The organism is Clostridium aciditolerans (assembly GCF_016316925.1).
Classification (GTDB): Bacteria; Bacillota; Clostridia; order Clostridiales; family Clostridiaceae; genus Clostridium_AM; species Clostridium_AM aciditolerans.
Genome location: NZ_JAEEGB010000003.1, coordinates 133,858 through 148,377 on the forward strand (window position 1 = coordinate 133,858; position 14,520 = coordinate 148,377).

At 31.7% G+C, this 14,520-nt stretch carries 13 protein-coding genes; 4 read left to right on the forward strand and 9 right to left on the reverse strand.

Annotated elements, in window-relative coordinates; genetic code table 11:
- Positions 1-230: 230 nt before the first annotated feature.
- From I6U51_RS01830 to I6U51_RS01840, 3 genes are read right to left on the reverse strand one after another with little or no spacing between them, the layout of a single operon-like run.
- A complete protein-coding gene (locus I6U51_RS01830) occupies positions 231-1,193 on the reverse strand; it encodes an acyl-CoA dehydratase activase (protein ID WP_211140897.1) in 963 nt (320 codons plus the stop codon).
- A complete protein-coding gene (locus tag I6U51_RS01835; RefSeq protein WP_211140898.1) occupies positions 1,174-2,271 on the reverse strand; it encodes an acyl-CoA dehydratase activase-related protein in 1,098 nt (365 codons plus the stop codon). Before I6U51_RS01835 ends, I6U51_RS01830 begins: the two co-directional genes overlap by 20 nt.
- The gene (locus I6U51_RS01840) at positions 2,243-3,166 is read right to left on the reverse strand and encodes an acyl-CoA dehydratase activase-related protein (protein ID WP_211140899.1); all 924 of its coding nucleotides are present in this window, start codon (positions 3,164-3,166) and stop codon (positions 2,243-2,245) included. Before I6U51_RS01840 ends, I6U51_RS01835 begins: the two co-directional genes overlap by 29 nt.
- Positions 3,167-3,403: 237 nt before the next feature.
- Here I6U51_RS01840 and I6U51_RS01845 point away from each other — a divergent pair, with 237 nt between their 5' ends.
- The 3 genes from I6U51_RS01845 to I6U51_RS01855 all read left to right on the forward strand — a co-directional run bounded on the left by I6U51_RS01845 (position 3,404) and on the right by I6U51_RS01855 (position 6,304).
- Positions 3,404-3,877 carry a ferritin family protein gene (locus tag I6U51_RS01845; RefSeq protein ID WP_211140900.1) on the forward strand — a complete coding sequence of 158 codons (474 nt, stop codon included), beginning with the start codon at positions 3,404-3,406 and terminating at the stop codon, positions 3,875-3,877.
- A 121-nt stretch (positions 3,878-3,998) separates the two neighbouring features.
- The gene (locus I6U51_RS01850) at positions 3,999-4,652 is read left to right on the forward strand and encodes a phosphoribosyltransferase (RefSeq protein WP_246517029.1); all 654 of its coding nucleotides are present in this window, start codon (positions 3,999-4,001) and stop codon (positions 4,650-4,652) included.
- A 665-nt stretch (positions 4,653-5,317) separates the two neighbouring features.
- The gene (locus I6U51_RS01855) at positions 5,318-6,304 is read left to right on the forward strand and encodes a tyrosine recombinase XerC (RefSeq protein ID WP_211140901.1); all 987 of its coding nucleotides are present in this window, start codon (positions 5,318-5,320) and stop codon (positions 6,302-6,304) included.
- 140 nt (positions 6,305-6,444) lie between these two features.
- Here the strand turns inward: I6U51_RS01855 and I6U51_RS01860 are convergent, their stop codons facing one another.
- From I6U51_RS01860 to I6U51_RS01870, 4 genes are all read right to left on the reverse strand, one after another.
- The gene (locus I6U51_RS01860; protein ID WP_211140902.1) at positions 6,445-6,948 is read right to left on the reverse strand and encodes a peptide deformylase; all 504 of its coding nucleotides are present in this window, start codon (positions 6,946-6,948) and stop codon (positions 6,445-6,447) included.
- A gap of 158 nt (positions 6,949-7,106) precedes the next feature.
- Complete coding sequence (locus I6U51_RS01865) at positions 7,107-8,195, reverse strand: sigma-54 interaction domain-containing protein (RefSeq protein ID WP_425489735.1); 1,089 nt, start codon at positions 8,193-8,195, stop codon at positions 7,107-7,109.
- A gap of 19 nt (positions 8,196-8,214) precedes the next feature.
- Positions 8,215-8,559 (reverse strand): hypothetical protein, encoded by a 345-nt coding sequence (locus I6U51_RS25410; protein ID WP_425489736.1) that lies wholly within the window; start codon positions 8,557-8,559, stop codon positions 8,215-8,217.
- 103 nt (positions 8,560-8,662) lie between these two features.
- Positions 8,663-10,537, reverse strand: coding sequence for a type IA DNA topoisomerase (locus I6U51_RS01870; RefSeq protein ID WP_211140903.1), 1,875 nt, complete (start codon positions 10,535-10,537; stop codon positions 8,663-8,665).
- A gap of 358 nt (positions 10,538-10,895) precedes the next feature.
- Between I6U51_RS01870 and gpmA the strand changes: the two genes are divergently transcribed.
- On the forward strand, positions 10,896-11,645 hold the full coding sequence (gene gpmA, locus I6U51_RS01875; RefSeq protein WP_211140904.1) for a 2,3-diphosphoglycerate-dependent phosphoglycerate mutase: 750 nt from the start codon (positions 10,896-10,898) through the stop codon (positions 11,643-11,645).
- A 72-nt stretch (positions 11,646-11,717) separates the two neighbouring features.
- Here gpmA and I6U51_RS01880 read toward each other — a convergent pair whose 3' ends face one another.
- Positions 11,718-13,133, reverse strand: coding sequence for an FAD-binding oxidoreductase (locus I6U51_RS01880; RefSeq protein WP_211140905.1), 1,416 nt, complete (start codon positions 13,131-13,133; stop codon positions 11,718-11,720).
- Between the two features lie 90 nt (positions 13,134-13,223).
- Positions 13,224-14,423 carry an FAD-binding protein gene (locus tag I6U51_RS01885; RefSeq protein WP_211140906.1) on the reverse strand — a complete coding sequence of 400 codons (1,200 nt, stop codon included), beginning with the start codon at positions 14,421-14,423 and terminating at the stop codon, positions 13,224-13,226.
- Between the last annotated feature and the right edge of the window lie 97 nt (positions 14,424-14,520).

Sequence of the window (14,520 nt, forward strand, 5' to 3'; positions counted from 1 at the left end):
GAAGAGAAAAAATAAATAGTTGAAAGTTGACAGCGGATAATGGATAGTTATAGATGATTTTCTTACTCTATGATTCAGAAAATCTACAACTTAGAGATTTTTCTATGAAAAATCATCATTCACTCTCAACTTTCGATTTTCAACTCTCAACCCTCAACTAAAAGTATTTCACTATTTCAATGATTTACATGAGTGTATAATTTAAGATTTTAGCTGGAGCCTAGTAGTGTTTATACAGCTAATACGCTGCCACTCCATTTACCACATCTGTCACCAAAGTAGCCTACAACTGTTTCGCTTCCTAATATCTTTACTACCTCACATCCATTGGTGCAACCTTTACATTCAAAGCTTCTTGAGACAAATTCCATATCAGCTAAATCAAATCCTTTAAACTTAGTTTTTTCTCCAGTCTTTTCTAAATACTCTCTTGCCAAAATTGAAGCTCCTATTGAACCCATGACTTTATAGTTTTTTGGAACTGTAACTTCACATCCTAATGCTTCTTCAAAAGCGGCTTTCATACCTATATTTGCAGCTACTCCTCCTTGGAAGAAAATTTCAGATTTAATTTCTTTTCCTTTAGCTACGTTATTAAGATAATTTCTAACTAAAGCATCACAAAGACCTTTAATGATATCTTTTTCGCTATATCCAAGCTGTTGTTTATGTATCATATCAGACTCTGCAAAAACAGCACATCTTCCTGCTATTCTTACGGGATTATTAGATTGAAGGGCATAGTCTCCGAATTCCTCAATGGGAATATCTAATCTTTCTGCCTGCCTATCAAGAAATGAACCAGTTCCAGCGGCACAAACAGTGTTCATAGCAAAATCTGTTACAATTCCATTGTTCAAAATTATTATTTTTGAATCTTGGCCTCCAATTTCAATAATAGTTCTTAAGTTTTTATTAGTTTGAAGGGAAGCAACTGCATGAGCTGTTATTTCATTTTTAACCACATCACCGCCAATTAAAAATGATGCAATCTGCCTTCCGCTGCCAGTTGTTCCAACAGCTTTTATTTGCTTTGCATCGTATTTGTCTTTTAAGAATTTAAATCCTTCTTGAATAGCGTTAATTGGTCTACCTTTAGTTCTCAAATACAGCGATTCTACAACATTCATGTTATTGTCTACAAGCACAATGTCGGTACTAACAGAACCAACATCAACTCCCATATAATACATTTCTTTTTCTCCTTTCAAGCAAATCTAAGAATGCCTCTATTCTGGTTATATAGCCTGCCTCGCCAGTCATCTCATCTACAACTAGAGTTAGTATTGGAAAATCTTTATCTCTAGATATAGTTGGAAGTATAGCTTTTGAGACAATTTCAGGCATACATCCCATAGGGAATATCTGAATTGCTCCATCAAAATTTTGCTCTTTTGCCAGCACAGCTTCTCCAATGCACTCTCTTGCGTGGCCACCAATATATAATGGAAGATATTCCTTTGAGGCTCTCCGAATATCCAAAGAGTTTAAGTTTAACTTAGTTAAAGACATATTTTTAACCCACCAACTAGGGGTAAGATGTCTTTTTGTTGAAATTCCGTAGTCCATTAATTTATCTTCAATGTATAGACTAGAGAAAGGTTCGATGACAGTATATATTTCACCTATAATAGCAATCTTAATAGGATTTTTTTTCTTGTCAATATGTACAGTTTCTAGTAAGTTTTTATACTTTTTCAGATGTTCGAACATTTGTTCTGGCGTGTTTTGTTTTATTGCTTCAGTTTTACATTGATTCAAAAGCATCTTACACTGTCCTTTATTTACTTCGTATCCAGCAAGATAGTGAGCTGTGCTTTCTATTTCGTCTATTAAATTTATAATTTTTACTGCATAATACACAGCTTTAAGTTGATCTTTTTTTGATTTACTACTGTTTTTCGAAATTGAACTTATCCGATTAAAAAGCTCTTTCAAACCTATGTCTCTAGGGTTATCAATCACAATAAATTCTAGATCATGACCTAACTTTTTTAATAAGTTCATCTGAAGCTCACAGTATTCCCCAAACCTACAGGGTCCGCAGCTTCCTACAAATATTATAGTATCTGCACCTTGCTTAATACTTTCAATATAATTGCCTATCATTATTTTAAAAGGCAAACATATTTCCTCAGGGGAATATAGCGATCCTACTTCCAGGGCAGCTTTATTGCTTAAGGGAGGTATAACATATTCTACTCCTAGGCCATCAAATAAAGCTTTTGCAGCAAAGTAGGTGTTACCAAGATGAGGAAAGGTTATTTTCATATGTAACACATCTCCTTTCAAGCATATCAGAAAAGGCTTCTAATCTTGTATCAAAGCCTGCTTCGCCAGTATGTTCATCGATTTTTAAGATTAACAGTGGAAAATCATCTAATTTATCTTTTATAAGCTCTATAACTACAGAGTCTATTCCACAGGCAAAGGAAGATATATACACTATTCCATCTATTTTATTATTCTCAGCTAAATAAGTAGAGAAACCATAAGAGTTTTTAGCAAAAGTCCAAAAAGGTCTTTTGAAAAGCGAATTAATTTGATCTTGTATATAATTGCTTTCTATATTCTCTTCAGTTATCACGCCAATGCCTAAATTATTAAGTTTTTTAATCACATCCATATTTACGAATTTATCATAAACATTATAGGGATGACCTACTAAAGCTACATTTAATTTAAAATTATCATTTTTTATACCGCCTTTATGAAGCTTTTGAGCTTTTAAAGCAGCCTCATATGCTTTACCTATTTTTAAATAGTTTTTGGTAAATATAATACCTGTATTTCTAGCCCAGCTTCTTAAGCTTTTCTTAGAGAATGCATAAATGGGGGAGGTAATAGTCTGAGGCATATCAGGTATATTATTTATCACCATTTCTGGAAGACCACAAAACTTAGGGCAAATATATTCGTTTGCACTTATTTGCATAATACGTGGAATAAAGATTATATCGCATTTATCTTTAATATATGCAACATGACCATGAAAAACCTTTACAGGTAAGCAAGCTTCATCTATACAATATTTTACTCCCATATCTAATATCTCTTTATTTGTTTCTGGAGAGGTAATAATCTCTGCTCCGAGCTCTGTAAAAAAGGTTTCCATGAAGGGGTAGTACTTATAATACAATAATCCTTTAGGTATTCCAACTTTCATTTAAAAATCTCCTTTAATACAAATAAAAAATTTAAATAACATGATCACATTTGTATATTTTACCTTATTACATAAATATTATTCATTTTTTAAAAATTTGCTTATATCATAGGTAACATATTAATTATTATGTAAACTAATAAAATAAATTATTTAAAAATAATTAAGAATGTATGATAAAATATATCCAATAGGTGTATTTATAAATAAATTATCAAATATATAGGAGGTAATAAAATGAGTTATACGATAAAGGATGTTTTGGACAAATTAATAGATATAGAGAAGGAGATGTCAAAGTTATACTCCAATATCTCAAATATAGATAACAAAAATTATGATAGTTTTAAGATATTATGTAAGGTAATGGCCAGAGAGGAGGGGAGGCACGTAGCATATTTTGATCAGATGAAAAACAGTATAACTGATGAGGATAACGTGGAAATAGATATTTTCACTTATGATAAAATATCTCAAGCTATTGCTCAATTCAAAAGCAAGATAGACATGCCTAATCTAAAAAACATTAAGGAATTAATAGGATTTATAGTGAACTTTGAAAAAGAAAATGCAGCACTACTTATAAACTTAAGAGGAAAATTGGTTAAAAAGGTTAATGACACCGAAAAGGACAGTTATAAAATGTTAACTATTTTAATAGAGGAAGAAAATAAACATGTAAAATCTCTTTTACCATATTGTAATAAGTAATTTCAGTATAGAATTTTAATAACTGTAGGAGACTATTTATTCTATTAAAAGCAATGAGATTATATTATATGAAATAAGAATAAATACAGCATATTTAGTTAAACTTATACTAGATACTTATTTGGGAAAGAGTGATACTATGTTTTTGAATAGATATGATGCTGGAGAGAAGCTTGCTGAAAAATTAGAAAAGTTTAAAGCTGAAGATGTAGTTGTTCTAGCAATACCAAGAGGTGGAGTTGAAACTGCGTATAACACCATAAAAAAGTTTAATTTTAAATGGGATTTGATTACTCCACGAAAAATCGGCGCCCCACATAATGAGGAAGTGGCAATAGGTGCAGTATCTATGGATGGAACTTATGTTCTAGATGAGAAAATAGTACAATATTTTAACATACCAGATGAATATATAAAAAAACAAGTAGCATCAGAATTAATAGAAATTAAACGAAGGCTAAGAGAGTATAGAGGAGATGAGGATCCACCGGATGTAAAGAACAAGGTTGTAATTGTAATTGATGACGGTATAGCTACTGGCTTTACTTTACTTGCGGCTATAGAGTCTATAAAAAAGCTGCAAGCAAGAAAAATTATAATAGCAGTTCCTGTTGCTCCTTCTGAAACTGTTGAGCGTTTCAGTAAAATTGTTGATGAAGTAATATGTTTGTTGATACCAAGTGAATTTTATGCTGTGGGTATGCATTATGAAAGTTTTCCTCAGGTTACAGATAAAGAACTTTTTAGTGTAATGGATAAACTTAAAAACAAATAATAGAAAAATCAATTCTATTAAAAAAATTATTTTTAAAATTCTTCAATTGTACAAAAATACGATTGAAGAATTTTTATTTTGTATTTTTATAAATAAATGTATAATATTTTACGACATTAATAAGTATAAAAGTCACCATAAAATTACATTTTATTCCTCCTAACCTACTGCGTGGGGAAGAGTAGGGGAAATGGATGAAAATTGAATCCACAAAGTTATCACCATATGTGTTGAATTGATGATTTAATAAATATCCACTGATTTGCCACAAAATGTATTTTTTTAAAATGAAGGTTGAGGAATGATAAAATGAATTAAAAACAGCATAAAAATAATTTTTGTGCCAATTGAGAATATTATCAATTGAAATTTAGATGTAGAAATATAAGAAGTGGTTTTTACAATTATATACAAAGAATTTAGTGTATAATTGCATTAAATATAGATTTTAATATATAATGATAATTGTTGATTTTAGATTATGGTTTATATAAATGTTGATATATCTAAAGTTAAGAGATTTTTAGATTATAAATATTTTTATTGATATATATAATAAATTATTATAAATTAGCAGGATTTTTACGCTATTTTGTAGAATACTATATTCGCTAAATACACATTTAGCGAAGTTGAGTCAAAAAATAGAGGGGGAATGGACCAAAATGCATTACGACTTAAATCATATTTATGACCCAGATATTCCTGAGTGTTTAAATGACTTTTTAAATTACTTAGGCACTATTCGTGGCAAATCTAAAAATACCATAGATGGATATAAAGTTGATCTCATTATGTTTTTTAGATTTCTAAAACTGTATAGAGGAAGAGTTGCAAACAATCAAGACTTTGAAACTATACAAATAAATGATATAGACGATAACTTCATCAAAAGAATAAAGCTTAGCGATTTGTTCGCATTTATATCCTTCGCAGAGAATTACAGAAGCAACGGCAGTTATGCCAGAGCTAGAAAAGTAGCTACATTAAAATCTTTCTTTAAATATCTCCATGGCAAAGCAAAAATTATAGATGAAAACCCGGCTTTGGAGTTGGAATCACCTAAGATAAGTAAGAGAAATCCTATTTACCTTACATTAGAAGAAAGTAAAGCTCTTTTAAATTCTATAGACGGAAAATATAGAGAAAGAGATTACTGCATAATAACATTATTTTTAAACTGTGGTTTAAGACTTTCGGAATTATGCGGTATAGATATTTCTAGAATCAAAGAAGATACTTTAACAGTCATAGGAAAAGGTAATAAAGAAAGAACTGTATATTTGAACAGCGCCTGCATGAAGGCTATACGTAACTATTTAATGGTTAGAAATCAAGATTACGATAAGATTAAAGATAAGGATGCTCTTTTTATAAGTAAAAATAACGTTAGAATAAATAAAAGATCTGTAGAATTAATGCTAAAAAAATACCTTGAGAAAGCAGATTTAGATACAGATAAATATACTCCCCATAAATTAAGGCATACCGCTGCTACACTTATGTATAAGTACGGAAATGTAGATATAAGAAGTCTTCAAAAGATTCTAGGTCATGAGAATGTATCTACTACACAGATTTACACTCACGTTGATGATGAAAAGCTAAGGGAAGCAGTTCGTTCTAACCCGCTTAGCGAGGAAGATATTTAGCAATAAAAATAAATCGGAAAGTTGTATTATTCTAACAGCTTTCCGATTTTAAATATGAGTCATAATTAATCAATCTATACTCGAAACTGCTTTTTACTAATTCCTAATCCTTTTTATGTATTCACTCCCCTACATGAATACTAAAAGCACCCTGACTTATTTTTGTTTATTCTAAAGGATTTATTGTCAATTGCTCTCTGTACCGCTAATACGCCATCTAAATGATCGTATTCATGCTGTATTAATTCAGCTAAGTCCCCTTCAAATTCTATGCTGCAATCAGTCCAGTTTAAATCCTTATAATAAACTCTACATTTTTTATATCTATATAATTTTACTTCTAACCCAGGATAACTCATACAGTCATCCCACATTTCGAATTTCTCATTCTCGAAAAATTCAAGTCTTGGATTTATAAAAGCAATAGAATTGTTGTCAAAATTCATGTAGATTATTCTATACAATTCATTTATTTGAGGTGCCGCTATTGCCCTTCCAAAACCATATTTTTCTCTAAAATTCATCATTGTATCATGTAAATCTTCAACTATTCGTTTTGCTTTGTCAATTTCATCTTTTGAAACTTCTTTACATACCTCATAGAGTTTTTCATTGCCTAGTAATAATATTTCCTTTACAGCCATTGTTCTTCCCCCTTCTTTTTTATCAGTTCATAATATCTAAAATACTGATAAATATTCTCATTTATACACTTATACTTTATTTTCTTATAGCTTTTGTGTTTATATTTATTATACATAGCATTTTAGCCCTTTTCTACAAAATTATTGTTCATATAACCCTATAATAGGCGATTCTTTTTCTTTAATTTGCGGTATAAGGTGGCAATACCTATTCCCATCTTCTCAGCAATAACTTTTTTTGATTCACCAGCAGAGCCATAAATCTCAATTGCTTTTTTAAAGAGTTCTTTTTCCATATGTTCTATACCACAATTATCATCTTTTAATAATTCTGTTATGTTTTTGATCTTTGGGGGTAACAGATCATCACAAATGTGTCCATCCTCTCCCATCATGTTAATTATATACTCTATTGTATTTTGAAGTTCTCTTACATTTCCAGGCCAATTATAGTTTACTATAAAGCTCCAAAAGCTTTGTGATATACTAACTACCTTTTTATTAAATAACCTTGAAAATTTATTTATAAAATAATTAGCTAATAATTTTATATCGCTTTTTCTTTTCCTAAGAGGTGGAAGAAAAAGTGGGATTACATTCAATCTGTAATATAAATCTTCTCTAAAAGTATTGTTTTTAACCATGTCTTCTAAGTTTTTATTGGTAGCAGCAATCACTCTTGCATTGATACTTATCAGCTTATTGGAACCCAGTCTGGCAACTTCCCTTTGTTCCAATACCCTTAACAGTTTAACCTGTATGTATAATGGCATATCACCTATTTCATCTAAAAAAATAGTTCCGTTATTCGCCTGCTCAAACTTCCCTATTTTACCCTTAGGATCCGCTCCTGTAAAAGCACCTCTTACATAACCAAACAATTCGCTCTCTAACAGGTTTTCAGGAATTGCAGCACAGTTGACAGCAATAAAGGGCCCTTCAGATCTTTCGCTTTCGTTATGAAGTGCTCTTGCATAAAGCTCTTTACCCGTACCACTTTCACCTGTTATTAGCACTGTTGATATAGATGAAGCAATCCTCTTTATTTTTTGATTTAATATTTGTATTTCTTTTGATTCTCCAATAATACTACTTAAACCAATTTTTTCTTTTGTTGTAGTTAATGTAAGCGCCTTTTGGTTAGCAACTTCTAGGTTTCTTTCATTCTCTTTTGTCTCAAGAGCTTTTGAGGAGATTAAATCTGAAATTTGATCAAGAAAGTTAATAAAAGTATCATAGTTCTCCAATATATGATTTCTTTGTGATTCAGTAGTACATACAAAGGCTATGATACCGATGACCTTTTCCGTTCAGCTTAATTGGCGCGTTCATATGAAAAGTCTCAACACAATTTAATCTTTCGGGACAATTCTTGCAAATCTCATTTTCCTTTGGATTACTAATAATTTTCTTTTCTCCAGTTTCAATAACCATCTTAGCAATATGACCTTCGTCAGACATATTTAAGTTATTTTTTTCCTTATACCGCACTGTTCCAGCTACCCTTATTAAGTTCAAATCTACAATTACAACATCCACTTTAAGTATTTGAGATAGTACAGTAACATACTTATTAGCCGTATCTTGAATTTTCCATAAAATATTACTCACCGCTATCACCGCCTTCTTATACTATTTTATTATAATAGCAGACGCATCTAAGTTACAATCATATGTTTCACTACTACAGATAGCGACCATAGGCAGTATTTAATTACTTTTTACTTTCAGTAACATTCGGCCTTGTATCACATATCAATTCAGCTCTAATTCTTTTTATTTTAACTACTCCTTCTTTGGTAAAGGTAAATATCTCATTTAGAAAATCTCTTTTATTAAAGGTTCCCTTTTCAACATCATATAATTTCTTCTCTAATCTTCCGGTATAATCCGTATCCATCAATTCCTTTAAAGGGAAGTTTTCAATAAGCTTTATCCCCTTCTCTGTAATTAATAATGATTTTCCTTTTGTAGTTATATAATCAGCATACTTTAACTTGTTTATAGTTTCCGCTCTTGTAGCTGCAGTCCCTATAGAGTATCCATAAAGTATGGAGGAATCCTCTTCGTTATCATCCTCATCACTGCTGTTAGAATTCTTTCCGCAGGTTTCCATGGCTTTTAAAAGAGTTTTTTCTGTATGATGTGCTGGTGGCTTGCTCTTTTTTGACACCACTTTAATTTCTACCATCTTAACTACGTCATTTTTATTAACTGGAGGTAGTAATTCGTCTTTTTTATCTTCATCATAAAGTTTAAGCCATCCCTTAACTCTCAGTATTTTCCCTTTAGTTGAGAATAACCTTTCGTAGTTATCCCCTTGCACACTAGTTATTATCTCTGTATTCTCGTATTCTGCTGAAGGCATAAATTGAGATATGAATCTGTTTTTTATTGAATTATACACGATTCTTTCGTCTTCTGTTAAATTTTTAGGAATAATATAAGTTGGTATAATAGCACTATGGCTTTCTACTTTTTCATTGTTAAATACCTTCTTAGAAGTATTAAATACTACTTCGTCTTTAAAAGGCAAATCTTTTTTTAGCGTTTCTAATACATTTTTAGCTTTATCTTTTATGCTTTCTTCTAGTGCTGTACTTTCTGTTCTTGGATACGTGATATGTTTCTTTTCATATAAGCTCTGCGCTACTTTTAATACTTTATCTGCAGTAAAGCCTTTATATTTGCTTGTTACATATCCCTGTAAATTACTTAGATTAAATAAACTTGGTGAATTCTCCTTCTTAACTTCTACTGTTTTTTCTTTTATAATGCCGTCTTTCCCATGTATTTCATCTTTAAGTCTTTCTACACTTTGTTTATTGGGAAACTTATCCTTTTTACCATGAAAGAACTTACCTTTATATGTACCCGCTTCACCTTTGAAGGTTGCATTTAACTCGAAAAATTCTTCCACCTTGAAATTCTTTATTTGCATCTCTCTATCATATATCATCTTAAGAGTGGGCATTAATACTCTTCCAATGTTTAAAAGGTTTCCCTTTCCTCTTGTATATTTCATTGTAGCAATAGAGGTAAAGTTAATTCCTATAACCCAATCTGCCAGTTGTCTACTTACTCCTGCATCTTGTAAGGGCTTCATTTCCGAATTCTTTTTAAGATTATTTAGTCCCTTGTTGATTTCAGTTGGTGTCCATTCGTTAATTAATATTCTATGTATAGGTTTAGTAACTTTTAGATAGTCAAATATGAGAAGTGCTATAAGTTCCCCTTCTCTATCAAAGTCTGTAGCTGATACTATATCTGTAACATCCTGTCTATTAACAAGGCTTCTTATTATTTCAAGTTGTTTTTTTGCACCAGGATCTACTACATTTTTGTTTTTACCATCATTTTTTATTTTATATTTGAACTCTTCTGGTATATAAGGAAAATTTTCAAAGCTCCATAGCGCTAGCTTAGGATCATAGTCCTTACAATCGTAAAGTGTTAACAAATGACCAAAGGCCCATGTTATTATATAATTCTCTCCTTCTATATATCCATCTTTTTTCATCTTACACTTAAGCGCTTCTGCAATATTTCTAGCTACTGAAGGCTTTTCTGCTAATATTAATTTTTTCATTTAACTCACCTGTAATTATTTTCTATGTTGTTCTTATTAAGGCATCTTCAAAAAATAACTAGTCAATCTGCTAGTCTATTTTGTGTCATACTGCGTCGGCAGAACCCTTAGATAGGGTCGGCTATCTGCGGAACCTTTCTCCTTGTCTGACACAAAATATCCGTCGCATATTTGATTTGCTATTTTCTTTCAGATGCCTAAAGTAATTATTATTAATAATTATACTATGTATAATACTGCTAAAAATTAAAAAACTAAGTAATAGGTCTTTTAAACTTGTAACAAAGTAATATTATACTACTTTTTTCATGCTAAATAAATACAATCTTTAGTACATACTGATAAGGAAGGTGTAATTATGATAAAACTAGTTTTACTAAGGCACGGTCAAAGTATATGGAATAAGGAAAATAGATTTACTGGATGGACAGATGTAGATTTAACGGAAGATGGACTAAAAGAAGCAAGAAGAGCCGGAAAGATACTAGCTGAAAATGGATTTACCTTTGACATAGCATATACCTCTGTATTAAAAAGAGCAATTAGAACCTTGTGGATTTTACTTGATGAAATGGATTTAATGTGGATACCGGTATATAAGTGCTGGCAGTTAAATGAGAGGCATTATGGTGCACTTCAAGGCCTTGATAAAAAAGAAACTGCCGAAAAATACGGAGAAGAACAAGTACATAGGTGGAGACGATTTGTGTATGTGAGCCCTCCTCCTTTAGATAAGGGAGATAAAAGGTATGCTGGATTTGAAAGTAAGTATAAAGCCTTAAAGGACTCTCAAATTCCACTTACAGAGAATCTTAATGACACGGAAGAAAGAGTAATGCAGTATTGGCATAGTACTATTGCACCACAAATTAAATCCGGTAAAAACATCATTATATCTGCACACGGTAATACTCTAAGGGCATTAGTTAGATATTTAGATGACATTCCTGGTGACGGAATTTCAAGCTTGAATATTCCTACAGGAATTCCTCTAGTTTATGAATTAGACAATGACTTAAAACCTATAAGACACTACTATTTAGAAATAGAAGGAAAACTTCCTGAAGATTCTATTTCAAAGAATATTCAAGGTATGCCGCACCCTTAGTAAAAAAAGATAAAGAACCCAGAGCTTAAAAGTTCCGAGTTCTTTATCTATGATAAATTATAGGCGAGTATACTATTGACACACTTTACCTGGATTTAATATATTTTTAGGATCGAAGGCTAACTTGATATTTCTCATGAGCTCCATATAATCATCACCGTATTGTTCAAATAAATATGGTCTCTTAGCATATCCTATTCCGTGCTCTCCTGATACCAACCCGTTAAGTTCAACAGATTTTTTATACATACATTCAAAGACTTCGCTAAGTTTCTTTTCCCATTCTTCTTGTGATAATTCATCTCTTAGAACATATACATGTAGATTACCGTCTCCAGCATGTCCGAAGCTTCTTATTCTTATATTAAACTGTTCTTGAAGTTCATCTGTATACTTAACAAACTCCGCTACTCTGTTTCTTGGAACAACAACATCACATTCATCCATTTCTGTTGTTGTAGCTTTAACTGCTTCAAGGAAGGCTCCTCTTGCTGACCATACTGCTTCTTTTCTTTCATCTGTATCCGTTATATATACGTCTAAAGCTCCTTCCTCTAAACAGATTTGAGCAACTCTGTCATAATCTCTTTCTATGTCTTCTTTGCTATTTCCATCAAAAGTTAATAGTAGGTATGCATCAGATGAATTATCCGGAAATTTCTTTCCAAGGAATTCTTCAGCGGCTAATATAACTTCTCTTTGCATAAATTCTATAGCTGTTGGTATTGATTTTGATTTAATAATCTTTGGTACTGTATTTATTGCTTTTTCGAGGTTAGGGAATGGTATCAATAAACTTATCGCTTTTTTAGGAAGTGGTAATAGCTTTAGTATAGCCTTTGTTACTATTCCCAATGTACCTTCTGAACCGCATATTAAATCTTTTATGCTGTAGCCGGAACTGTTTTTAACTACTTTGCCGCCAACTTCGATTACCTTTCCATTTGGAAGAACTACTTCAAGCCCTCTTACGTAATCCCTTGTAACTCCATATTTAACCGCTCTCATACCACCAGCATTAGTATTAATATTTCCACCTATTGTAGCAGATTTTTCACCTGGATCTGGTGGATAAAATAAATCATGCTCTTCTACATATTTACCTATTTCCATTAGCAAGACACCTGGTTCTACTGTTAATGTTAGATTTTCTTCATCTATTTCAAGTATATTGTTCATTTTAGTTAAGTTTATCATTATTCCACCATGAAGTGGAACAGAAGCTCCAACTAATCCAGTACCTGAACCTCTAGCAACCACTGGAAGATTATTCTCATAAGCATAAGCCATTATTTTTGAAACTTCTTCTGTATTCTGTACTTCTACTACAGCATCCGGCATCTTGCTAATTCCACCTAATTCATCATGACTAAAATCTTCATTTATATTTTCACCTATAAATACTCTATCTTCACCTAATAGTTCAATTAGAAATTTTATATCCTTTTCATCAAGCTTTTTATATTGGTTCGCACAATTACATGCCATTTTGCTTACCTCCAAATCTTTTCTATTATTATGAATTTATTTTTATTCTAATGCTTGCTAACTCTTGTATTATGGTTTATCATAGATCAGCTAGATTAGACCTTTTCCTTCTTTAATATTATTTATGAGTCTTGGCACTACTTCATATAAATCCCCTACTATCCCATAGTGAGCTACATTGAATATAGAAGCTTTAGGATCTTTGTTTATAGCCACTATACAATCCGAATTATTCATACCTGCAGCAAATTGAACTGCTCCAGATATTCCGCAGGTTATTATTAGTTTCGGCTTTACTGTTCTACCGCTTAACCCTATTTGTTTTTTAGCATCTGCATATCCTGCTTCAATTAAAGGCCTTGTTACTGCTATTTGAGCTCCAAGTAAATCAGCAAGTTCTTTTATCATTTCTAAATCTTTTTCTGATTTTACTCCTCTTCCAGCAGCCACTATTACATCAGCTTCAGATATGCTTGATTCTAATTCTTTATTTGTTATTTTTAATACACTTATATTTGAAGCAAGCTTTGATTTGTCCATCTCTGCAACAGTTATTATTCCAGATGCTTCTGCTGATCTTTCTGGGGCATCCATAACCTTATATCTTACTGTAGCAAGTTGTGGTCTGTTATTTGGGTTTATAATTTGTGCCATAATATTACCGCCAAAGGCCGGCCTTATTTGCACTAAATCAGTATTTTCTTTCATATCAAGTATTGTACAGTCAGCTGTAAGTCCTGTCTTAAATCTTGCAGCTACTCTTGGTGCAAGGGATCTTCCTACTGTTGTTGCTCCCACTAGCAATGTAGATGGTTTTACTTTGTTTATAAAATCCTCCATTGCTGCAGTATATGGTTCTATTCTGAAGTCTTTTAACTCTTCATAATCATATACAAATACTTCATCTACTCCATAATGTAGAAGCTCCTGTGCCTTATCTTTAATATCATATCCAACAAATACTGCATATACTGGATAGTTTACTTTTGACGCTAATTCTCTTCCCTTTCCGATTAGCTCGTAGGTTACAGGGTGAATGTCGCCTTCTACATGGTCTACATATACTGCTACACCCTTCCAAAGGCTTTTGTCTATTTGAACTATCTCCTCTTCTACAAATTCCATCACTCCTGCCGGACCCTTTTTAACACATAGCTTGCACATCTTACATCCAGCATTTATTTCTATCTTTCCGTCCTTTTCTTCAATTGCACTAAAGGGACATATTTTTACTAAATCTTCTATAATTGAAGGAGTTAATTTCTCCGCATTTACTATTAATTTACCCACTTTTATTCCTCCCAACTTGTACTATGGTTAATTATTAACATTTTAATTTGATTTATCTGGCTAGACGTCAGTCCAATTTGAAAATATTATTATTGAT